Here is a 20,475-nt window from a genome sequence, read left to right on the forward strand (position 1 = left end):
CCTCATCAGTTTGAGCTTGGGGTTGAGCGGGAGGCGCGCACTCCCGGGGGAGGGTGGTTAACGCAAGGCAGGCGCGACCCGCCTTGCGCCGATCAGTCAGAGCGAAAGGTTGGGGATGATCTGCTTCTTCCGGCTCACGATACCGGGCAGCACAACCAGATCTCCGTCACCCGCCACGGTGGCGAAGCTTTTCTCTGCCACGGTGCGCACGAGGTCATTCGGGACGAGCAGCGTTGCCTCTTCATTGAGGATGTCGATCACGAACAGCAAAACCTGATCGGCGCCGTCTTCGGTGGCCACGACAGGCATCGCTTCCATCAAGCTTTCCTTGCGGGCCAGAACCGTCGCTGGCGAGGTTGTTTCAAGGACGGAGACGCGGAAGGACTTGCCGCCAACCTCATAGGTCTTGCTGTCCATGCGCAGCAGCTCTGCTTCGGAGAAGCTAGACACGTCGGATTTCGCGGCGAACATCTCTGCGGCGTAGGCGCTGATGTCCACGCCAAGCTCGGCGGCCAAGGCTTCGGCCACGGAACGATCCTCGGACGTGGTGGTGGGGGAGCGGAATTCGAGGGTGTCGGAGAGGATGCAGCTGAGCATCGCGCCCTTGATGTTATCCGGCGCGTTTTTCAGGTCGTCGCCAATCATCTTGTGCATCAGCGTCGCGGTGCAGGCGAGCGGTTCGATCCGGATTTCAATCGGACCTTTGGTCTCCAGACCGCCGACCAGCTTATGGTGGTCGATGATGCCTTGAATGTCCGCATCGTTGATCGTCGCGGGCAGTTCGGCGGGGTTGTTGGTGTCGACAATCACCACCGGCTGGCCCGGCTCGACCGTTTCGATGATGCGCGGCTTCTCAAGGTTCCAGCGTTCCAGCACGAAGGCGGCTTCGGTATTGGGCTCGCCCAGAAGGACAGCTTCGGCGGCCACACCTTTGATTTCAGACAGGTACCATGCCCAGATAAGGGGCGAGCCGGTGGAATCGGTGTCGGGGGACTTGTGGCCAAATACCAATGTGGTCATGGGGCAAACCTTGCATGATGTGCTGAATTTGCCGCCCTTCTAGCCGCGAGCCTTGGCGTTGTCACGCCGATGGCAATGCAATTGATAAATGCTGTCGTTTGGTGTGTCCGAGCAATCGCGATCTCCACGCAGATGCTAGAAATCCTTGAAGACGTCCGCCGGAGGCGCGTCCAGCGGAAGAGCCGCGGCTGAGACGCTCGCGCTCGGCACATAGGCGGCGACGTCGTCGTAGGCGTCTGGCGCGTGGCTCGTGTCAGATGGGGGGAGTGCCGTGGGGACCGCACCATTCATCCGAAACCGGGCGAGGTGAGACGCAAGACGGTCAGCCGCGTTGGTGAGGCTTTCGCTCGCGGCAGAGGCTTCCTCTGCCATTGCCGCGTTTCGTTGCGTGGCGGCGTCCAGCTCTCGGACGCCCGAATTGATTTCCGTGACGCCGATCGATTGCTCTTTCGCCGAGACGGCGATGTCGGAGACCAGACCGGCCACCTTGTCGACGCGTATGATGATGTCTCCGATGGAGTCGCCGGCTTTGCGGACCAGCTTACTGCCACTTTGCACCTGCTCGCTTGACGAGGCGATGAGGTCCTTGATTTCCTGCGCGGAGGCCGAGGAGTGTTGCGCCAAGGCGCGTACTTCAGAGGCGACCACGGCAAAGCCGCGGCCTGCTTCCCCCGCCCGCGCAGCTTCGACGCCGGCATTGAGGGCGAGGAGGTTGGTCTGGAACGCAATGTCGTCGATCACCGAGATGATCTGAGTGATTTGCTGCGAAGAAGCTTCGATTTCCGCCATGGCAGAGATGGCGTTTTCGACGATTTCGCCGGTACGCTTGGCCACGGTCCGGTTTTCATCCGTGGTGGCCTCCGCATCGGTGGCGTTGGCGGCCGTGGATTGGACGCTTTCGCTGAGTTGTTCGAGCGCCGAGGCGGATTCTTCCAGCGTGGCCGCCTGGCTTTCCGTCCGCGCGGAGAGGTCTTGCGACGAACTCGACATTTCACGGGCGTCCTGGTTCACCTCATCGGCGACGTCACGGATGGCCTCCACATTGTCGGAAAGGTTGTCGACCAGCATGTTGAATGTGGTTCGAAGCCCCTCATACTCGGCCGGGAAGGGGGCGTCAGGCTGGCTTTCGATCTGTTTGGTCAGATCCAGATTGCCGAGGCGCGCGAGCCCCTCGGTCAGCGCATCGACCACGAAGGCTTGGTCGCGCTGCTTCTCATGCTCTCGTTCGAGCCGATCAGCCTCCGACTTTCTGAGGTTTTCAATCTCGACCATCGAAGATTGCAGGACCGACAAACCTCTCGCCATGCGCCCTACTTCGTCATCGCGGTCCGCAAAAGCGAACTTTTGATCAAGTTCCCCCTCCGACAAGGCGACAATGCTCCGCGTCATCGTGGAAAACGGGTCGAGCATACGGCGGACAATCAGGTAGGCGATCGTCATGAAACCGCCGAGGGTGCCGAAGATGAGCAGGAGTCCGTTTATGAAGACCGATTGCATGTGGTCGCTGAATGCATCCGTGGGCACGGCGGTGGCAATGGCGCCAATGACCGATCCCGTTTCGCTGAAGATCGGCAGGTAGAGGACGCGATACCCGAGCCCCGCCGCGAGCATGTTGCCGGTGTAGGTTTGTCCCGCAAGCACCGCCTCGAAGGCCGCGGGGCTGTCGTTTGTCATTTCCGCGACTTCTGCGGTTGCCGTGGCGCCGGCGAGGGTGCCGAAATTTTGCGCCGAGGGGTCGACGGTCAGGATCGTGGCACTGACGCCGAGCAGGTCGACGGCTCGTTGCGCCAAGGAATTCGGTAAGCCGCTAGGCATGTCAGACCAGACAAATTGCTCGATCTGCCCATTCTCATCCATCGTGTAGCTGACGCCGTCATATGCTTCCGCCGCTTCGCGCGCCACCATGCGGGCGCCGAGCCAAGTGTCGAGCGAGGCCCCTTTATCGAAGGTACGCCGGATCTCGCCGTGACCGATGACGGCAACGGCTACGCAGAAGGTCGCGATCACGGCCCCCAAGGCAGCGATCAACTTGATACTCAGGCTCATCTGGCTGAGATATTTCATCGGCACCTCCGGGAGATTCGCGCGCTGCTTTCCCGTCAGTGTTAGGGGCAAAACCTGAATCATCCGTTACCGTGACTCCTTCTTGACAGGCCGCAACGCGCTGCATATCTGAACGTCGTTGGCACTCACCCGATGTGAGTGACAGTAAATCAGAGACACAGTCCCTAACCGGATAGAGGAGAGGCCAAAAATGGCATTGAAACCGCTGCAAGACCGCGTGTTGGTTCGCCGTGTTGAATCCGAGGAAAAGACCGCTGGCGGTCTGATCATCCCCGAAAGCGCGAAAGAAAAGCCCTCTGAGGGTGAAGTCGTTGCCTGCGGCGACGGCGCGCGCAAGGACTCTGGCGAGCTGATCGAAATGACCGTCAAGACCGGCGACCGCATCCTGTTCGGCAAATGGTCCGGCACGGAAGTGACGCTCGACGGCGAAGAGCTTCTGATGATGAAGGAATCGGACATCTTGGGCATCATCACCTGAGACGCTTGCGACCGTCGCAAGCCTCCGATCCCCGAAAACAACATCGAATTTTAAGGAGACGCCAACATGGCAAAAGACGTCCGTTTTGATACCGACGCCCGCAATCGCATGCTGAAGGGTGTGAACACCCTCGCCGATGCGGTCAAAGTCACGCTCGGCCCCAAAGGCCGCAACGTGGTTATCGATAAATCCTTCGGCGCCCCGCGCATCACGAAGGACGGTGTTTCTGTCGCCAAGGAAATCGAGCTGGAAGACAAGTTCGAGAACATGGGCGCACAGATGGTGAAGGAAGTCGCTTCGCGCACCAACGACGAAGCCGGTGACGGCACCACGACCGCCACGGTTCTGGCCCAGGCCATCGTGAAAGAGGGCATGAAGTCGGTTGCTGCCGGCATGAACCCCATGGATCTCAAGCGCGGCATCGACATGGCCGTGTCCAAGGTTATCGAGGACATCAAGGCGTCCGCACGTGAAGTTGCAGACTCCGATGAAGTCGCTCAGGTCGGCACCATCTCCGCCAACGGCGAGACCGAGATCGGCCGCCAGATCGCGGACGCGATGCAGAAAGTCGGCAACGACGGCGTCATCACTGTGGAAGAGAACAAGGGCCTCGAGACCGAGACCGAAGTTGTCGAAGGCATGCAGTTCGACCGCGGCTACCTGTCGCCCTACTTCGTGACCAACCCCGACAAGATGGTCGCCGAGCTGGAAGACTGCCTGATCCTGCTGCACGAGAAGAAGCTTTCTTCGCTCCAGCCCATGGTTCCGCTGCTCGAGACTGTCATCCAGTCCGGCAAGCCGCTCCTGATCATCGCAGAAGACGTCGAAGGCGAGGCCCTGGCCACGCTCGTCGTCAACAAGCTGCGTGGCGGCCTGAAAATCGCGGCCGTCAAGGCGCCGGGCTTCGGTGATCGTCGCAAGGCCATGCTGCAGGACATCGCGATCCTCACCGGTGGTCAGGTCATCGCGGAAGATCTCGGCATGAAGCTCGAGTCCGTGACGATGGACATGCTCGGCACCGCCAAGCGTCTGACCATCACCAAGGACGAGACCACGATCATCGACGGCAACGGCTCCAAGGCGGAGATCGAAGCGCGCGTCGCCCAGATCCGTCAGCAGATCGAGGAATCCACCTCCGATTACGACCGTGAGAAGCTGCAAGAGCGCGTGGCCAAGCTGGCCGGCGGTGTTGCCGTGATCAAGGTTGGCGGCATGTCCGAAATCGAAGTGAAAGAGCGTAAGGACCGCGTCGACGACGCCCTGAACGCAACGCGCGCCGCTGTCCAAGAGGGCATCGTTGTGGGTGGTGGTGTTGCTCTGGTTCAGGGTGGCAAGGCACTGGCAGGTCTGGAAGGCGCGAACGCTGACCAGAACGCCGGTATCTCCATCGTGCGCCGTGCCCTGGAAGCACCGCTGCGCCAGATCGCCGAGAACTCCGGCGTCGACGGCTCTGTGGTTGCTGGCAAGATCCGCGAGTCGGACGACAAGTCCTTCGGCTTCAACGCGCAGACCGAGGAATATGGCGACATGTTCAAGTTCGGCGTGATCGACCCGGCCAAGGTTGTCCGCACGGCTCTGCAGGACGCGGCTTCTGTCGCTGGCCTGCTGATCACCACGGAAGCCATGGTTGCCGACAAGCCGTCCAAGGACGGCGGCGCCGGCGCCCCCGCGATGCCCGACATGGGCGGCATGGGCGGCATGATGTAAGCCAGCCTTCGCTGAGCGAGAATTGCCAATACGGCAGTGCAAAGGCCCCCTCGTGGGGCCTTTGTCATGTCTGGCGGCACGGTCTTTCCTTTTGCCGATGCGCCTGACAGAAATCGACCATGCACAACGCGCCTCTCTCCCTCACGTTCTCGGATGCACAGATCCTGACCCCGGACGGGCTGATGGCGGGTGACTTGTCGATATCCGAAGGGTTCATCGGGCGCTCCTGCGGGCGCCGGATCAACGCGGACGGCTATCTGATCCTGCCCGGTATCATCGACCTGCACGGCGATGGGTTCGAGCATCACATGGCGCCGCGGCGGGGCGCGCAGTCGGAGCCGACCCAAGGGTTGCGGGCTGTCGAGGCGGAATTGGCGGCCAACGGCATCACCACCGCGATGCTGGCGCAATTCTTTTCGTGGGAAGGGGGGATGCGGGGGCCGGATTCTGCCGAGACTCTGATACGTGCCGTGGCCGACCATGACGCTGGCACCGATCTGCACATCCAGCTTCGTCTGGAAGTCGCCGTGTCGGACCTGTTCGACCGGGCGTCTGCCCTGATCGACGCGGCGCGCATCCGCTACGTCGTGCTCAATGATCACCTGCCGCACCGCGCGCTTGCTGCCGGGAAACGGCCACCGCGCCTTACGGGGCAGGCGCTGAAATCGGGCCGCTCGCCGGAGGCTCATCTGGCGATGTTGCAGGACCTCCACAAATCCATGCCCCGCGCAATAGCGGCGCTGGCCGAGCTGACCTCGGACCTCACAGCGAAGGGCGTGCGGCTTGGCAGCCACGATGACCGGACGTCCGAAGATCGCGCGCGCTTCCGGGCCTTGGGCGCAGATATTTGCGAGTTCCCCGAGACGCTCAAGGCCGCTGAGACGGCCCGCGCGGCGGGAGAGCCGATCATCATGGGGGCGCCGAACGTGGTGCGCGGCGGCTCTCACGACAAGAAGATCGCGGCTGCGGACCTGATCGCCAAGGATTGGGTGGATGCGCTTGTCTCGGATTACCATTACCCTTCGCTGCACCGCGCGGCCTTGAAGCTGTGGCAGGACGGGCTTCCGCTACAGCAGGCGTGGGGGTTGGTTTCCTCGGGCCCGGCGCGGGTCATGGGGTGGGACGACCGGGGGCACTTGTCGCCGGGGCTGCGGGCTGATCTTGTGCTGATGCACGCTCAGACGCGCCGCATCGAGGGCGTGCTGTGTCACGGACGCGTCACGCATTTATCGGGTGAACTTGCAGCAAGGATGGTGGGCTGACGTGCGTTTTTTGCTTTTGGTCTGCGTGGTCCTTGTTGCCTTCGCCTCGAACTCGATCCTGAACCGGTTGGCCGTGGGCAGCGGCGAGATCGACGCCCTGGTTTTCGCTGTCATCCGCGCCGTTGCGGGCGCCGTCACCCTCGCGGTTCTGGTCTTGGCGCGGCGCCGCAGCCTGCCGTTGTTCAAGCCCGCGCGGTTTGTAGGCGCCGGAAGCCTGACGCTTTATCTCGTCGGTTTCTCAATGGCTTATGTGCAGATGGACGCGGGCCTCGGCGCGTTGATCCTGTTCGGCGGCGTGCAGGTGACGATGTTCGCGGGCACGGTGTTGGGCGGAGAGCGCCCGCCCGCGCGCCGGTGGATCGGCGCGGCACTGGCTCTTGCCGGCCTCGCGTGGCTCAGCTGGCCCTCGGGGGCCGCGGCGCTGCCGGTGATTGCCGTAATCGCCATGTTGCTGGCCGCGGTGGGGTGGGGGATCTACAGCCTCGCGGGGCGCACCTCGACCGATCCCATGGCCGAGACCGGAGCGAATTTCATCTGGTCCGTGCCGCCGCTTCTGTTGCTGTCGATGATGCGGCCAGCGCAAATCGACGGCATCGAGGCATCGACCTGGGGCATCATTCTGGCCGTTGTGGCCGGTGCGATCACTTCGGGCCTTGGCTATGCGCTTTGGTACTCGGTATTGCCGCGCCTCGGCGGGACCGTTTCGGCGCTGTTGCAACTGACCGTACCGATCATTGCCATGGTCGCGGGTGTCGTGCTGCTCGATGAGTTGATCACCTGGCGCATGATCGGGGCGGGGGCGCTGACCCTCGGCGGCATCGCCTACGGTCTTGGCGTGTTTCAGAGGATGGCAGGCTCGAGAGCGTCGTAATGGACGCCGCCCTCCCAGGCGATCCGCTCGAGGCTGTCTGGTTTGACACGGACATGGGCCATCTCCTCGCGCGCGACAAGGCGGCGGTGGGTCACGATGCCTTCGGGATCTTTCCAGTCCTGCGACAGGTCGCCTGACACCAGCGTGACGCGGAAATAGATGTCGACCTGGTGAAAGTTGCGCTTCCGGTCGTGGAATTCATTTACCAGACAGGGCGCGCCGACGGCGATCTCCAGCCCGGTTTCCTCGTGAAACTCGCGTTTCAGGTTGTCTTCCAAGGAGCTATGGGCATCCGCGCCGCCACCGGGCACGCACATCAGGTCGGACTTCCCCTCGGGCCAGGCATTAACCAAGAGCAGACGATCATCGATCATCAGGATGCCGCGCACAGCCATGCGAATGGGGCGGGAGGAGGTTCTTGACATGGATAAACCTTACGTGACGGCGCGCAGAGGGCAAGACCTCTCGTCGGGAGGGTCGGGATGGCCTATCTAGGGAGAATGAGATGGGCAATTGGCATTCTTCTGGGCCTGACGGTCACCGCTCCGGCGCAGGCCGATTGCGTCGTGTTGCTCCACGGTCTGGCGCGGAGTGAAACCTCGCTCTACGTGCTGGAGGAACGGCTGGAGGCGGAAGGCTACCAGGTCGAGAACCGAAGCTATCCCTCCACCCGTTCAGCGATTGCGGAGCTTGCCGAGACGGTCATCCCCCCGGCGCTCGCCCGATGTGGCACGCAGCGCGTGCATTTCGTGACCCACTCCATGGGCGGCATTCTGGCCCGCTACTGGTTGGGTGAGCATCCGATGCCGCATCTGGGGCGGGTTGTGATGTTGGCGCCGCCCAACGGAGGCACCGAACTGGTGGATGTACTGGGGCCGCTGGAGCCGTTCGAGTGGCTCAACGGCCCGGCGGGTCAGCAGCTTGGCACCGATCCCGAGACCTTGGTGAACCGCCTGGGCGAGGTGGACTTCGAGCTTGGCGTGATCGCGGGTAACCGCACGCTGAACCCGATCTATTCCGCGCTCATTCCCGGGCCGGACGATGGCAAGGTGGGTGTGGATCGCACGGAGGTCGCGGGCATGGCGGATCATATCGTACTGCCGGTGACCCACACCTTCATGATGAACAGCCCGCTCGTCATCGCACAGGTCGAGGCGTTTCTGGAAACGGGTGCCTTTGATCATGACCTGAGCGTGATCGAGGCCATTGGTGAGTTGATCGAATAAGGTTTGGTGCCTGGCGTACCAATCACAGCAGCAAAACCCGCGCCTTGGCCGCCGATGCAGGTGGCGTGCGAGAGCGCGGGATTGAGTTGTATTTGCCAAGATGAAGGAGGAGCCGTCGTACTGCCTCAGGCGGGACCGGTGACCTGGTTGATGTGGCCCATCTTGCGACCCGCGCGGGTCTCCGCTTTCCCGTAGAGGTGTATCTGCACCCCTTTCTCGGCCGCCAGTGATGCGGCGCGGGTGACATCTTCACCGATGAGGTTCTCCATGGTGACGTTTGCATGGCGACTGCCATCGCCGAGCGGCCAGCCCGTCACGGCGCGGATGTGCTGTTCGAACTGATCCACGGCGCAGCCTGCCTGTGTCCAATGGCCGGAGTTGTGCACCCGCGGCGCGATCTCGTTCACGATCAGACCTTGGGGGGTGACGAAGAGCTCGACGCCGATCACGCCCACGTAATCCAGCGCGTTGAGGATTTTCGAGGCGATCAGGACGGCGTCGATGTTCAGGGATGACGGAACGGCAGCGGGGACCGTGGTCGTGTCGAGAATGCCGTCCTTGTGCAGGTTCTCTCCGGGATCGAAGGCGGCGACCGCGCCGTCCTGGCCGCGCGCGGCGATGACGCTGATCTCTTTCGAGAAAGCCACGAAGCCTTCGGCGATGGCGGGGGCGCCTTCGAGGGAGGCCAGCGCCGTCTCGGCGTCCTCGGGCGCCATTACGCGCGCCTGTCCCTTGCCATCATAGCCAAAGCGGCGGGTCTTCAGGATCGCGGGGGTGCCGGTAGTCTCCAACACCTCGTGGATATCGTCGCTCACCGGCGCATAGGGGGCGGTCTTCAGGCCGAGATCGCGCAGGAAGGCTTTTTCGATCAGGCGATCCTGGCTGGTTTCGAGCGCCCGACGGTCGGGGAAGAGCGGGGTCGTCGCGGCGATGACATCGAGGGCCTCGGCGGGGATGTTCTCGAACTCGAAGGTGATGACATCGCAGGCTTGCGCGAAGGTGCGCAGCGCGTCGAGGTCGTCGTAGGGGGCTTGCGTCCAGGCCGTGGCGACCTCGGCGGCCGGCGCGCTGCCGGGCTCGAAGATATGGGTCTTGTAGCCGAGGTTCGCCGCCGCCATGGCGAGCATGCGTCCGAGTTGGCCACCGCCAAGAATGCCGATGGTGCTGCCGGAGGGGAGGGGATCAGTCATCGGAGGGCACCTCGGGGATCGACGCGCTGAGATCGGCGCGCCACTGGTCGAGGCGGGCGGCCAGGGCGGGGTCGCCATTGGCGAGGATCGCGGCAGCCATGAGGCCCGCGTTCGCGGCCCCGGCCGCGCCGATTGCCATGGTCGCCACGGGGTAGCCCTTGGGCATCTGGACGATGGAGTAGAGGCTGTCGACGCCGGAAAGGGCTTTTGTCTGCACCGGTACCCCGATCACCGGCACGCGGGTCTTGGAGGCAACCATGCCCGGCAGATGCGCGGCCCCGCCGGCGCCTGCGATGATCGCCTTGAGGCCCGCGTCCGCCGCGCCCTTGCCGAAGTCCCAGAGCCTGTCGGGGGTGCGATGGGCCGAGACGATCCGCGCCTCGTAAGCCACGCCGAGCGCGTCGAGAATATCGGCGGCTTCCCGCATTGTGGGCCAGTCCGATTGAGACCCCATGATGATCGCGACCTGAACCATAATCTCTCCGCCATTCGCCCTCAGGAAGCGCGCACTATAAGGCGCGCGGGCGGGGTCTCAAGCGATGATGTCGGGGGTAAGCTCGTCTTCGACCTGGGCGATGCGGTCTTTGAGCTTCAGTTTCTGGGTTTTCAGCCGTTTCAGGGTCAATTGATCGGGGTTGACCGATTCCTGCAGCGCTTCGATCGCGGCGTCCAGATCGCGATGCTCTCGGCGCAATACCCGCAATTGCACGGCCAGAACATCTTCGTGGTTCATCTCAGACGGCGCGTTCATTGGCGATATTTCCCCGATTCAGGAGATCAACTTAGCGCCAATGTCTGCGGGCTCCAAGCCTCTCGCACTTGAAGGGGCGGCGCGCGCATCCCATATTCAGGTAACGGGGCCTTGCCGAATGCGGGAGGTCGGACCGTACCGCAGATCGCTTGCCTTGAGGATGTGCCTGAGATGACGAAACTGACCCTTGCCTCCCACCCCTATCTTCTGGGGTTTGACCAGCTTGAACGGCTGGTGGAGCGCACCGCCAAATCTGGAAACGAGGGCTATCCGCCCTACAATATCGAACAGCGCGGCGAGAATGCTTACCGCATCACGCTTGCCGTGGCGGGGTTTGCGGATGCTGACCTTTCGATCACGGTCGAGGATCGCCAATTGGTGATCCGCGGCAAGCAGGACGACGCGCAGGCCGACCGGGTGTACCTCCACCGAGGGATCGCGACGCGGCAATTCCAGCGCTCTTTCGTGCTGGCTGACGGCGTCGACGTCGCAGGTGCCGAGATGGAGAACGGGCTTCTCCACGTCGACCTGACCCGCGTGCTGCCCGATAGCGTCGTGCAGACGATCAAGATCCAGACCCGAGGCGCCGAGGCGCGCTCGATGAAAACCGGAGGCGACGAATAATGACACAGGAAGAAGTAACCACGACCGAGCAGAAGATCGTCTATATCCGTGAAGTCGCGGTCGATGACCTGCCGGAGGAAGTGCAAGAGCAGGCCGAGGGTCTGAAGACGCTCTATGCGATTGGCGGCGAAGACGGTGAGCAACTGGCGCTCGCCCGTGACCGCGAGCTTGCCTTCATCGTTGCGCGGCAAAACGGCATGGAGCCGCACAGCGTGCACTGATCAACGGTCCCCTCGACGCGTGTGCGAGGGGTTTGTTCCGAGAGTAATTCAACGCCCCGTCTGGCCGGCACTCCGGCATCAGGCGGGGCGTTTTCCGTTGCGGATCGCCTCCATCTCGGGGGTCATCGTGCTCTCCATCTCTTCGCGCAACTTGGCGACCATGGCGATGTATTCGTCGTTCTCGTGGGCCGCGACGCCGACCTTGTGCACGGCTGCGACGGCGACCATCGCCTTTCGGTCGTGGGCGTTGAACGTATCCACCATTGCCTGCGCATCCTCCTTCGACAGGCCGAGCGCCTGAAACGCGGACCGTCCCATGCGCAGGGTGCTGTCATAGGTCTCGCGGATGATGTCGCGGCAGCCGTGATACCAGAGATCATAGACATGATCGCGATCGATGGCGCGGGCGATGATGTGCAGATCGGGATAGGTCTTGTGCGCGTATTCCACGATTTGCGTGATGCTGTCGCGGTCGTCGATGGCAATGATCAGCACATCGGCATCGGCGATCCCGGCGGCGGCCAGAAGGTCGGGGCGGGTCGCATCGCCGTAGTAATTCTTGACGCCGAACTTCTGCATGATCTCCAGCCGGCGGGCGTTGTAATCGATCACCGTTGAGTGGTGGCCTGCCGCCCGCAGCAATCGGTCAATCAAACCGCCGACGCGGCCGGCGCCGGCGATGATGATCTTGGCATTCTCGGGCATCGGATCAGGGGCTCGGTCTTCGGACACGTTGAAGCGGGGTGCAATGACACGGTCGTAGAGGATGAAGAGCCCCGGCGTCAGCAACATCGACAGCGCGACGACCAGAAGTAGAAGATCCGAGAGCGCGGCCGACAAGACGTTGTTGGCGACGGTGAAGGACAGCAGCACGAACCCGAATTCTCCTGCCTGCGCAAGGCTCAACGCCAGAAGCCAGCGGTCGGCACCGCGGATGCGGAAGACGAGGGAGAGGCCGAAGAGGATCGCCGCCTTCAAGACCATGAGGCCCAGGGTCAGCGCCACGACGGTCGCGAGGTTCTCACCGAGCAGGGTGAAGTTGACGCCCGCGCCGACGGTCATGAAGAACAGCCCGAGCAGCAGGCCGCGGAAGGGGTCGATATCGGATTCCAGCTCGTGGCGATAGGCGGAGTTCGCCAGAACGACCCCTGCGAGGAAGGTCCCAAGCGCGGGCGAAAGCCCCACCAGCGACATCAGAAGCGCAATGCCGATGACCATCATCAGCGCCGTCGCCGTGAAGAGCTCGCGCAGGTTGGCGGCGGCGATGAAGCGGAAGAGCGGACCGGTCAGAAGCGAGCCGCCGACCACCACGAAACCGACGGCGCCGAGGGTCACCAGTGCGGTCTGCCAGCCGTTCAGCCCGGCGGTGAGGCTCATCGAGGTGCCGTGATCATCCCCGGCGCCGTGATGCGCATCGTCACCCGCGAGAGGGTCGGCCCCGTGTGCGGCCTCGGTGCCCAAGTCCGCGAGTTCCGGCATCGCCAGCAGCGGCAGCAACGCCAGCATCGGGATCACGGCAATGTCTTGGGTCAGAAGGACCGAGAAGCTGCCTTGTCCGCCGTCGGACTTGAGAAGCCTTTTCTCGCCAAGGGTTTGCAGGACAATTGCCGTTGAGGACAGGGCGAAGACAAGCCCGATGGCCAAGCCAATCTGCCAGACCTGTCCAAGCGTCATGGCCACAGCCATGACGGCGAGCGTTGTCAGCAGGATCTGACCGCCGCCAAGCCCGATCAGCCGCGCGCGCATCTCCCACAGGGCCTTGGGTTGCAGCTCCAGCCCTACGAGGAACAGCATCATCACGACGCCGAACTCGGCGAAATGCTGGATCGAGATCACGTCGACGCCCAACCAGCCGAGCACCGGAGAAATCACGATGCCGGCGATCAGGTAACCGAGGACGGAGCCGAGGCCCAAGCGGCTGGCGATGGGCACGGCGATGACGCCCGCAATCAGGAAGATGAAGGAGAGGAGGAGGAAGTCGGTCATCGCTGCGGCCCCGCAAAAGTGTTCGGATCAGAGAACGCGAAACGGGGTTGCCAAGGCAAGGGCTTTGCGACGCCTCAGCAGACCGGAACGACGATGGCGTCCAGATCCACGCTCACGCCACGGGCGCGCAACTGCGCCACGACTTGCGCCTGCGTCGGGTCGATGTCCTCGCCGATGCGGCTGAGAGCGACCTCTTGCAGGTTCGGCAGGGTCAGAAGCGGGCGCAGGTCCATGCCGTCGGAGGCGCGTAGATCAAGGGCGCGCAGGCCGGGGTGCCCTGCAAGCGGCGAAAGGTCGAGCCCTTGCACGGAATTGACGACCAGCAGCCGATGCAAGGCAGGCATCTGAGCCACGAAGGAGAGGTCATCGAGGCCCGCCGACCCGACGGCCAATTCGCGCAAACGGGCCAGCCCGGCCACGGGGGCGAAACTTTGCGGCTCGAGGTATTGCGCGTGGAGCACCTCGAGGTTCGGGAAGGCGGCCAGCCCGTCGAGGTCCGTGACCTCGGTCATCCCCATGTGCAATTCGCGCAGCTGCGACATGGCGGCAAGCTCGGACAGGTCCGCGAAATCGGTGTAGCTGACCATCAGCGAGGTCACGTGCGCGAGGCCTGCCACAGCATTGTAATCGCGCATGCCGTAGCCATCGAGATTGAGCGTCGTGCAGGCTTCGGCCACGCAGGCGTCAAGCTGCATCTGTCCGTGATCGCGGCCGTCGGAGGAGGGCTGACACCCGGCAAGGGCGAGCATGCAAAGAGTGTGAATGGTGGCGGTGGTAGCGCGGAACATGACAGGCCCTTGATGTGCAGATCGAGCCATCAATCTGGTGCCTGAAAGGCTGCGGGCGCAATGGAGGAAAGCCTCCGCTTTCGCGACCAGCCTCCCCCACCGCGATATGTCAACGGCCCCGATAGCGCGGCCGTCTACCCTCCGTCGCGCCAGCGGTTTGCGATGGGATAGCGCCGGTCGAGCCAGAACGCCCTTTGTGTCAGTCGCGCACCGGGAGCTGCCTGGAAGCGCTTGTATTCGCTGAGGTAGATCAGCCGCTCGATCTTTCGGACCCACTCGCGGTCGTATCCGGCCGCAACCACGTCGGCGACGCTGAGGTCCTTGTCGATCAGCATCTCCAGCATCACGTCGAGGTCCTCGTAGGGGGGCAGGCTGTCCTCGTCCTTCTGATCCTCGCGCAGCTCGGCGGTGGGCGGCTTGTCGATCACGCGGGGCGGGATCACTTCGCCCTCTGGGGCCAGCATCCAGTCGCGATGCTCGCGGTTGCGCCAGCGGCAGGTCTCGAACACGCGGGTCTTGTAGAGATCCTTGATCGGATTGTAGCCCCCCGCCATGTCGCCGTAGATCGTGGCGTAGCCCACGGCGACCTCGGACTTATTGCCCGTTGTCAGCAACATGGAGCTGAATTTGTTGGAGAGCGCCATCAGCATCACCCCGCGCAGGCGAGACTGGATGTTCTCTTCGGTCACGTCCTCCTCCAGCCCCTCGAAGAGCGGCGCAAGCGAGGCGGTGACAGCTTCGCGCGCCGGCGTGATCGGGATGGTGTCGAGGCGCACGCCCAAGCGCGCAGCCACGTCGCGGGCATCCTCCAGCGAGGTTTCGGAGGTGAAGCGCGAGGGCAGCATCACGCAATGGACATTCTCGGGCCCGATGGCATCGGCGGCAATGCAGGCAACGATGGCGCTGTCGACCCCGCCCGACAGGCCTAGGACGACAGACTTGAAGCCCGTCTTTCGCAGGTAATCCCCAAGCGCCATGACCATCACCCGGTAATCGGCCTCGTATTCTTCCGGCAGATGCGCTTTTTCGCCTTCCTCGGCGATCCATCCCGCGTCCTCGCGGGTGAAATTGACGGTTGTCACGACCTCTTCGAACTGCGGCATCTGCACGGCCAGCGCGCCGCCTTTGTTCAGCACGAAGGAGCCGCCGTCGAAGACCTGGTCATCCTGCCCGCCGACAAGGTTCAGGTAGGCCATCGGCAGCCCGGTTTCGACCACGCGGGACACGATCACCGATTGGCGCAGGCCCATCTTGCCGCGATGGTAGGGGGAGCCGTTGGGGCTGATCAGGATCTCGGCACCGGATTCCTCCAGCGTCTCGCAAACATCCTCGTACCAGGCATCCTCGCAAATCGGGAAGCCCACGCGTACGCCGTTGATGCTGACCGGCCCCTGCGGATCGGCGCTGTGGTAGTAGCGCACTTCATCGAAGACTTTGTAATTGGGCAAATGGTGCTTCAGGATCGTCGCCACCACCTTGCCGCCATCGCAGATGTAATAGGCGTTGAACGGCTTGGTGCCGCCCCACATCGGCCCCCCGATGCCGAAGGCCGGACCGTCGGATAGCTCTTCTGCCAATTGGGTGATCACCCGCTGCACGTCCTCGGCAAAGGCCTGCTTCATGACAAGGTCTAGAAGCTGGTAGCCGGTGATGAACATCTCGGGGAAAGCGAGGAAATCACTGCCCTGCGCCTTGGCCTCGGCAAAAGCGCGGCGGACGAGGTCGGCGTTGCCCTCGAGATCACCGAGAGTAGCGTTGAGCTGTGCCAATGTCAGGCGAAAGGTGTCGGCCATGGTGCCTCCCATACGGATGTTGTGCCCGTCATATCAGGTTGGCGCGCGCGTCCAAGCGCCAAGCGGAGCCTCGGAAGGGTTAAAGAGATTGCGCCAACTGTCATCGTCACCTAGCTTTACGCTTGAAATGAACAACATCTCCGGTTGAGGGGGGCGAGCAATGGCGTCACGGATTTTCGGAAGCCCACAAATTTTGGCAAGCGTCGCCGCGATGATGATCGCCGGCAGCGCCGTGGCGCAGGAAACGGCGACACCCGACGCACCGACGCCGGACGCAAGCAGCGCTGCGGAAACCACGACGGACATCCAGCAGTACGACAATGGCGGCATCTACGAGGGCGAGTTCCGCAACGGCGTCCAGCACGGTACCGGCACCTATCGCCTGCCCAACGGCTATACCTACACCGGCACCTGGGTCGATGGTGAGATCAGGGGCCAAGGCCGCGCCGTCTTCCCCGACCAGTCGATCTACGAGGGTGCCTTCATCGCCGGCCGGCCCCATGGCACCGGCACCATCACCTTCGCCGACGGCTCCACCTATGAGGGCGATTGGGTCGAGGGCCGGATCGAGGGTAACGGGACGGCTGTCTATTCGAACGGCGTGACCTATACCGGCAGCTTCCGCAATGCACTGCACCACGGCACCGGCCTGATGACGGGTCCCGAAGGCTACCGCTATGAGGGCGAATGGGTCGACGGGGTGAAGCAGGGCACCGGCACGATCACCTATCCCGATGGCGCGACGTATACCGGCCAGTTCGACGGCGGCGTCCGCTCGGGCACGGGGCGGCTCGAGATGGCGGACGGCGTGATCTACGAGGGCGAGTGGGCCGAGGGTCAGATCAATGGCCAAGGCACGCTGACGCAGCCCAACGGCGACGTCTACGTCGGTGCGCTGGTGAACGGTCAACGTCAAGGCGCGGGCCGCGTGACCTATGCCAATGGCGATGTCTACGAGGGCGCCTTTGCCGAGGATCGCCGCCACGGCGACGGCACGTTCACCGGGACCGATGGCTACGTCTACACCGGCAACTGGGTCGAGGGCCGGATCGAGGGCGAGGGCACGGTCACCTATCCCGACGGCTCGATCTACGTGGGCCAGTTCCGCAACGATCTCGCCCATGGTCAGGGCACGATCACCTATCCGGACGGCGCCTCCTATACGGGTGCCTGGGTCGACGGCGTGATCCAGGGGGCGGGCGTGGCGACTTACGCCAACGGGCTCGTCTACGACGGTCAGTTCCTCAACGCGCGCCAGCATGGCGAGGGCGTGATGAGCCATCCCGACGGTTACCGCTACGAGGGCCAGTGGGAAGACGGCCTGCGCCACGGTCAGGGTCAGGCAACCTACGCCGACGGCACGGTCTACGAGGGCAGCTTTGCCGCCGGTCAGCGCCAAGGCCAAGGCACGCTCACCATGCCGGACGGGTTCACCTACACAGGCGAGTGGCAAGACGGTGAGATCAACGGCGCCGGCACGGCCACCTATTCCAACGGCGACGTCTATGAGGGCACCTTCGTCAACGGTCGCCGCCAAGGCGCGGGCACGATGACCTATGCCTCTGGCGAGGTGCTGGAAACCCAGTGGGAGAACGGCTTGCCCTCCGGTGAAGCCACGGACGCGCCAACCCCGGCCGAGACGCCGGATACCGGCGAAGTAGAGCCGGGCGCCGAGGATCCGACAGACACCGACGAATGACGCCGCCGCAGCTTTCACCAGGATATGGCGGCTCGCGACGGAAGCTCGGCCAGTTCCCGCCGACGATCCGAAAACGCACATAAAAATCCCGGAACATCATCCGGGGCCATTCGTTTTCCTAGTACCGCAACAGCGAAAGGAGACGAACAATGGCACTTGATAACCACACAGCTGATCCGCTCGTGAGTTCTGCCGATGTCAACGGCACGACTGTTTACGGAAAAGACGGTAACCAGGTCGGCGAGATCGATCACCTGATGATCGACAAGCAGTCCGGCAAGGTATCCTATGCCGTGATGAGCTTCGGCGGCTTTCTGGGCCTCGGCGAGGACCACTACTCGGTCCCATGGGGCAAGCTGAACTATGACACGTCGAAGGGCGGTTTCGTGACCGACATCACGCAGGAGCAGCTAACCGGCGCGCCTGAACGTCCCAACGACTGGTACAACAACCGCGACTGGGAAAAACGCACCCACGATTATTACGCGGCACCCTACTACTGGATCTGACCTGCGGGCAGAGAAAGACCGGCCCTTGGCTTGACCAAGGGCCGGTCGCTTTTTGTCTGGCGCAGCTTACGCGGCGATCAGGCCCATGGATTCCAGCTTCAGCAGAACCTGCTGAGCGCAGTAATCCACATCCATACCCTCGGTATCGACGACAAGCTCGGCATTGGTCGGCTCTTCATAAGGGTCCGAGATGCCGGTGAATTCCTTGATCTTGCCTTCGCGCGCCAGCTTGTAGAGGCCCTTGCGGTCGCGGCGCTCGCATTCCTCGAGCGACGTGGCAACATGGACCTCGATGAAGGCACCGAACTGCTCGATCTCTTCGCGCACAGCCCGGCGGGTCGCGGTGTAGGGCGCGATCGGCGCGCAGATGGCGATGCCGCCGTTCTTGGTGATCTCCGAGGCGACGTAGCCGATGCGGCGGATATTCAGGTCGCGGTGCTCTTTCGAGAATCCGAGTTCCGACGACAGGTTTTTGCGCACCACGTCACCGTCCAGCAGCGTCACCGGACGCCCGCCTTGCTCCATCAGCTTGACCATGATCGCGTTGGCGATGGTCGACTTGCCCGAGCCGGAAAGGCCGGTGAAGAACACCGTGAAGCCCTGCTGCGAGCGCGGCGGCGAGGTGCGGCGCAGCTCTTCCACGACCTGCGGGAAGGAGAACCACTCGGGAATCTCCAGCCCTTCGCGCAGGCGGCGGCGCAGCTCGGTGCCAGAGATGTTCAGGATCGTGACGTCATCCTTGTCGGTGATCTCGTCGGCGGGCTCGTACTGGGCGCGTTCCTGGACGTAGACCATGTGTTTGAAGTCCACCATCTCGATGCCCATTTCCTCCTGATGCTCGCGGAAGAGGTCCTGCGCATCGTAGGGGCCGTAGAAATCCTCGCCGGCGGAGTTCTTGCCGGGGCCCGCGTGGTCGCGGCCGACGATGAAATGGGTGCAGCCGTGGTTCTTGCGGATCAGCCCGTGCCAGACGGCCTCGCGCGGGCCGGCCATGCGCATGGCGAGGTTCAGCAGGCTCATCGACGTGGTCGCGGCGGGGTATTGATCAAGCACCGCCTCGTAGCAACGCACGCGGGTGAAGTGATCGACGTCACCGGGCTTGGTCATGCCCACAACGGGGTGGATCAGCAGGTTGGCCTGCGCTTCCTTGGCGGCGCGGAAGGTCAGCTCCTGATGGGCGCGGTGCAGCGGGTTGCGGGTCTGGAAGGCCACGATCTTGCGCCAGCCAAGCTTGCGGAAATAGGCACGCAGCTCGTTCGGTGTGTCGCGGCGGGCGCGGAAATCATAGTGGACGGGCTGCTGGATGCCGGTGATCGCGCCGCCCAGATAGATCGGGCCCGCGACGTTATGCAGGTAGTTCACCGCCGGATGGGCGAGGTCATCGGCGCCGTAGACCTTCTCGGCCTCGCGCGCCTTGTTCGGCGTCCACTTGTCGCTGATCGACAGGATCGCGAGGATCACGCCTTCGGCGTCCCGCAGCGCGATGTCCTGACCGGGCTCGATCCCTTCGGCGAAGGCCTCGGAGACGTCGAGCGTGATCGGCATCGGCCAGAGCGTGCCGTCGGCCATGCGCATGTTCTCGACCACGTTGTCGTAGTCCTCTTGCCCCATGAACCCCTTCAAAGGGTTGAAACCGCCGTTCATCAACAGTTCCAGATCGCAAACCTGCCGCGCGGTCAGGTCCCAGGAGGGCAGTTCGCCAGCCTCGACCTTCAGTTTCTGGGCGCTGTCATAGGAGACGTAGAGCTCCGGGATCGGAGCGTGGAGAGGGGCTGCCATATTCGTATTCCTGTCTTTCGAGAGCTTGGGAGAAAGCGCGCGGCCGGTCAGTTCGGCATGGAGCGCGTTATATTCATCAAATTTGCGGGCGAGAAACTTGTCGACCAACTGCGATTTCACTGCAGCGCCGCGAGGGGTCAGCGCGTAGCTGACCTTCTGCCGCCGGTCCGGGCTGTTGCGGTCCGACAATTGGACAAGTCCGGCCTCGGTCACCGCGCGTAGCAGCGCATTGAGGCGCCCGAGGCTTATGCCCAGAGCCTGAGCCGTGACGCGCTGCGACCCCTCCGGCGCGAGATCAATCTGGCGCAGGAGGCGGAAGAGAAGATCATCTTCCGGCAGTGTTACAGGGGCTGGCGCAGGCATCTTGGGCGAGTCCGGTATTTGTTCACGAATGAACGCATGCCACAACGCGCGCCAATGTCAAAGAACTTTGTTCATTCGTGAACGTAAAATTTTGTGTAAGTGTGCATAGCCGTCACCCGGCCTCCCGAGGCAGAGGCCGGGTCT

Annotated in this window: 19 protein-coding genes; 9 read left to right on the top strand and 10 right to left on the bottom strand. The window is 63.2% G+C overall.

The genetic code is table 11. The annotated features are described in order from the left end of the window. Positions 1-96: 96 nt before the first annotated feature. Positions 97-1,020 (bottom strand): manganese-dependent inorganic pyrophosphatase, encoded by a 924-nt coding sequence (locus KYE46_RS05880; RefSeq protein WP_219004126.1) that lies wholly within the window; start codon positions 1,018-1,020, stop codon positions 97-99. A 135-nt stretch (positions 1,021-1,155) separates the two neighbouring features. Next, a complete protein-coding gene (locus KYE46_RS05885; RefSeq protein ID WP_219004128.1) occupies positions 1,156-3,084 on the bottom strand; it encodes a methyl-accepting chemotaxis protein in 1,929 nt (642 codons plus the stop codon). Positions 3,085-3,274: 190 nt separating this feature from the next. On the opposite strand from KYE46_RS05885, the gene groES reads away from it, so the two are divergent. The 4 genes from groES to KYE46_RS05905 all read left to right on the top strand — a co-directional run bounded on the left by groES (position 3,275) and on the right by KYE46_RS05905 (position 7,402). Beyond that, positions 3,275-3,562: a co-chaperone GroES gene (gene groES, locus KYE46_RS05890; RefSeq protein ID WP_219004130.1), complete on the top strand. Its 288-nt coding sequence runs from the start codon at positions 3,275-3,277 to the stop codon at positions 3,560-3,562. A gap of 66 nt (positions 3,563-3,628) precedes the next feature. Further along, positions 3,629-5,269: a chaperonin GroEL gene (gene groL / locus KYE46_RS05895; RefSeq protein WP_219004131.1), complete on the top strand. Its 1,641-nt coding sequence runs from the start codon at positions 3,629-3,631 to the stop codon at positions 5,267-5,269. A 119-nt stretch (positions 5,270-5,388) separates the two neighbouring features. Continuing rightward, positions 5,389-6,531: an alpha-D-ribose 1-methylphosphonate 5-triphosphate diphosphatase gene (locus KYE46_RS05900; RefSeq protein ID WP_219004132.1), complete on the top strand. Its 1,143-nt coding sequence runs from the start codon at positions 5,389-5,391 to the stop codon at positions 6,529-6,531. 1 nt (position 6,532) lies between these two features. Then, entirely contained in the window at positions 6,533-7,402 is an 870-nt protein-coding gene (locus tag KYE46_RS05905) for a DMT family transporter (RefSeq protein ID WP_219004133.1), read from the top strand. Here KYE46_RS05905 and KYE46_RS05910 read toward each other — a convergent pair. Further along, a complete protein-coding gene (locus tag KYE46_RS05910) occupies positions 7,372-7,797 on the bottom strand; it encodes an NUDIX domain-containing protein (protein WP_247716929.1) in 426 nt (141 codons plus the stop codon). The genes KYE46_RS05905 and KYE46_RS05910 overlap by 31 nt on opposite strands. 105 nt (positions 7,798-7,902) lie before the next feature. Here KYE46_RS05910 and KYE46_RS05915 point away from each other — a divergent pair, with 105 nt between their 5' ends. Beyond that, positions 7,903-8,628 (top strand): esterase/lipase family protein, encoded by a 726-nt coding sequence (locus KYE46_RS05915; RefSeq protein WP_219004135.1) that lies wholly within the window; start codon positions 7,903-7,905, stop codon positions 8,626-8,628. Positions 8,629-8,753: 125 nt separating this feature from the next. Here KYE46_RS05915 and KYE46_RS05920 read toward each other — a convergent pair whose 3' ends face one another. The 3 genes from KYE46_RS05920 to KYE46_RS05930 are packed head-to-tail and all read right to left on the bottom strand — an operon-like array spanning position 8,754 to position 10,569. After that, positions 8,754-9,818, bottom strand: coding sequence for a 5-(carboxyamino)imidazole ribonucleotide synthase (locus KYE46_RS05920; protein ID WP_219004136.1), 1,065 nt, complete (start codon positions 9,816-9,818; stop codon positions 8,754-8,756). After that, complete coding sequence (gene purE / locus KYE46_RS05925; protein WP_219004138.1) at positions 9,811-10,293, bottom strand: 5-(carboxyamino)imidazole ribonucleotide mutase; 483 nt, start codon at positions 10,291-10,293, stop codon at positions 9,811-9,813. Before purE ends, KYE46_RS05920 begins: the two co-directional genes overlap by 8 nt. A gap of 57 nt (positions 10,294-10,350) precedes the next feature. Continuing rightward, positions 10,351-10,569, bottom strand: a complete 219-nt coding sequence (locus KYE46_RS05930; protein ID WP_219004140.1) for a YdcH family protein — start codon at positions 10,567-10,569, stop codon at positions 10,351-10,353. A 171-nt stretch (positions 10,570-10,740) separates the two neighbouring features. Between KYE46_RS05930 and KYE46_RS05935 the strand changes: the two genes are divergently transcribed. Both KYE46_RS05935 and KYE46_RS05940 read left to right on the top strand, forming a co-directional pair. After that, positions 10,741-11,193, top strand: a complete 453-nt coding sequence (locus tag KYE46_RS05935) for an Hsp20 family protein (protein WP_219004141.1) — start codon at positions 10,741-10,743, stop codon at positions 11,191-11,193. Next, complete coding sequence (locus KYE46_RS05940) at positions 11,193-11,414, top strand: DUF1150 family protein (RefSeq protein WP_219004142.1); 222 nt, start codon at positions 11,193-11,195, stop codon at positions 11,412-11,414. The genes KYE46_RS05935 and KYE46_RS05940 overlap by 1 nt, the downstream gene beginning before the upstream one ends. 78 nt (positions 11,415-11,492) lie before the next feature. Here the strand turns inward: KYE46_RS05940 and KYE46_RS05945 are convergent, their stop codons facing one another. The 3 genes from KYE46_RS05945 to KYE46_RS05955 form a co-directional block, all read right to left on the bottom strand. Then, positions 11,493-13,400 (bottom strand): cation:proton antiporter domain-containing protein, encoded by a 1,908-nt coding sequence (locus KYE46_RS05945; protein WP_219004143.1) that lies wholly within the window; start codon positions 13,398-13,400, stop codon positions 11,493-11,495. A 74-nt stretch (positions 13,401-13,474) separates the two neighbouring features. Next, a complete protein-coding gene (locus tag KYE46_RS05950; RefSeq protein WP_219004144.1) occupies positions 13,475-14,188 on the bottom strand; it encodes a leucine-rich repeat domain-containing protein in 714 nt (237 codons plus the stop codon). A gap of 134 nt (positions 14,189-14,322) precedes the next feature. Further along, positions 14,323-15,981, bottom strand: a complete 1,659-nt coding sequence (locus tag KYE46_RS05955; RefSeq protein ID WP_219004145.1) for an NAD+ synthase — start codon at positions 15,979-15,981, stop codon at positions 14,323-14,325. A gap of 214 nt (positions 15,982-16,195) precedes the next feature. Here KYE46_RS05955 and KYE46_RS05960 point away from each other — a divergent pair, with 214 nt between their 5' ends. Together KYE46_RS05960 and KYE46_RS05965 are read left to right on the top strand one after the other, a co-directional pair. After that, entirely contained in the window at positions 16,196-17,680 is a 1,485-nt protein-coding gene (locus tag KYE46_RS05960) for an MORN repeat-containing protein (RefSeq protein ID WP_428845086.1), read from the top strand. Between the two features lie 149 nt (positions 17,681-17,829). After that, the gene (locus KYE46_RS05965) at positions 17,830-18,189 is read left to right on the top strand and encodes a PRC-barrel domain-containing protein (RefSeq protein WP_219004146.1); all 360 of its coding nucleotides are present in this window, start codon (positions 17,830-17,832) and stop codon (positions 18,187-18,189) included. A 66-nt stretch (positions 18,190-18,255) separates the two neighbouring features. On the opposite strand, the gene KYE46_RS05970 is transcribed toward KYE46_RS05965, so the two are convergent. Next, positions 18,256-20,331 (bottom strand): bifunctional sulfate adenylyltransferase/adenylylsulfate kinase, encoded by a 2,076-nt coding sequence (locus KYE46_RS05970; RefSeq protein WP_219004148.1) that lies wholly within the window; start codon positions 20,329-20,331, stop codon positions 18,256-18,258. Between the last annotated feature and the right edge of the window lie 144 nt (positions 20,332-20,475).

Origin of the sequence: Gymnodinialimonas ceratoperidinii (genome assembly GCF_019297855.1) — a bacterium.
GTDB lineage: Bacteria > Pseudomonadota > Alphaproteobacteria > Rhodobacterales > Rhodobacteraceae > Gymnodinialimonas > Gymnodinialimonas ceratoperidinii.

What these genes read in the sequence shown, in the direction of transcription:
- KYE46_RS05880 (WP_219004126.1), bottom strand. Translation starts at nt 1,020, where the DNA reads ATGACCACATTGGTATTTGGCCACAAGTCCCCCGACACCGATTCCACC.
- KYE46_RS05885 (WP_219004128.1), bottom strand. Translation starts at nt 3,084, where the DNA reads ATGAAATATCTCAGCCAGATGAGCCTGAGTATCAAGTTGATCGCTGCC.
- groES (WP_219004130.1), top strand. Translation starts at nt 3,275, where the DNA reads ATGGCATTGAAACCGCTGCAAGACCGCGTGTTGGTTCGCCGTGTTGAA.
- groL (WP_219004131.1), top strand. Translation starts at nt 3,629, where the DNA reads ATGGCAAAAGACGTCCGTTTTGATACCGACGCCCGCAATCGCATGCTG.
- KYE46_RS05900 (WP_219004132.1), top strand. Translation starts at nt 5,389, where the DNA reads ATGCACAACGCGCCTCTCTCCCTCACGTTCTCGGATGCACAGATCCTG.
- KYE46_RS05910 (WP_247716929.1), bottom strand. Translation starts at nt 7,797, where the DNA reads ATGGCTGTGCGCGGCATCCTGATGATCGATGATCGTCTGCTCTTGGTT.
- KYE46_RS05915 (WP_219004135.1), top strand. Translation starts at nt 7,903, where the DNA reads ATGAGATGGGCAATTGGCATTCTTCTGGGCCTGACGGTCACCGCTCCG.
- KYE46_RS05920 (WP_219004136.1), bottom strand. Translation starts at nt 9,818, where the DNA reads ATGACTGATCCCCTCCCCTCCGGCAGCACCATCGGCATTCTTGGCGGT.
- purE (WP_219004138.1), bottom strand. Translation starts at nt 10,293, where the DNA reads ATGGTTCAGGTCGCGATCATCATGGGGTCTCAATCGGACTGGCCCACA.
- KYE46_RS05930 (WP_219004140.1), bottom strand. Translation starts at nt 10,569, where the DNA reads ATGAACGCGCCGTCTGAGATGAACCACGAAGATGTTCTGGCCGTGCAA.
- KYE46_RS05935 (WP_219004141.1), top strand. Translation starts at nt 10,741, where the DNA reads ATGACGAAACTGACCCTTGCCTCCCACCCCTATCTTCTGGGGTTTGAC.
- KYE46_RS05940 (WP_219004142.1), top strand. Translation starts at nt 11,193, where the DNA reads ATGACACAGGAAGAAGTAACCACGACCGAGCAGAAGATCGTCTATATC.
- KYE46_RS05945 (WP_219004143.1), bottom strand. Translation starts at nt 13,400, where the DNA reads ATGACCGACTTCCTCCTCCTCTCCTTCATCTTCCTGATTGCGGGCGTC.
- KYE46_RS05950 (WP_219004144.1), bottom strand. Translation starts at nt 14,188, where the DNA reads ATGTTCCGCGCTACCACCGCCACCATTCACACTCTTTGCATGCTCGCC.
- KYE46_RS05955 (WP_219004145.1), bottom strand. Translation starts at nt 15,981, where the DNA reads ATGGCCGACACCTTTCGCCTGACATTGGCACAGCTCAACGCTACTCTC.
- KYE46_RS05960 (WP_428845086.1), top strand. Translation starts at nt 16,196, where the DNA reads ATGATCGCCGGCAGCGCCGTGGCGCAGGAAACGGCGACACCCGACGCA.
- KYE46_RS05965 (WP_219004146.1), top strand. Translation starts at nt 17,830, where the DNA reads ATGGCACTTGATAACCACACAGCTGATCCGCTCGTGAGTTCTGCCGAT.
- KYE46_RS05970 (WP_219004148.1), bottom strand. Translation starts at nt 20,331, where the DNA reads ATGCCTGCGCCAGCCCCTGTAACACTGCCGGAAGATGATCTTCTCTTC.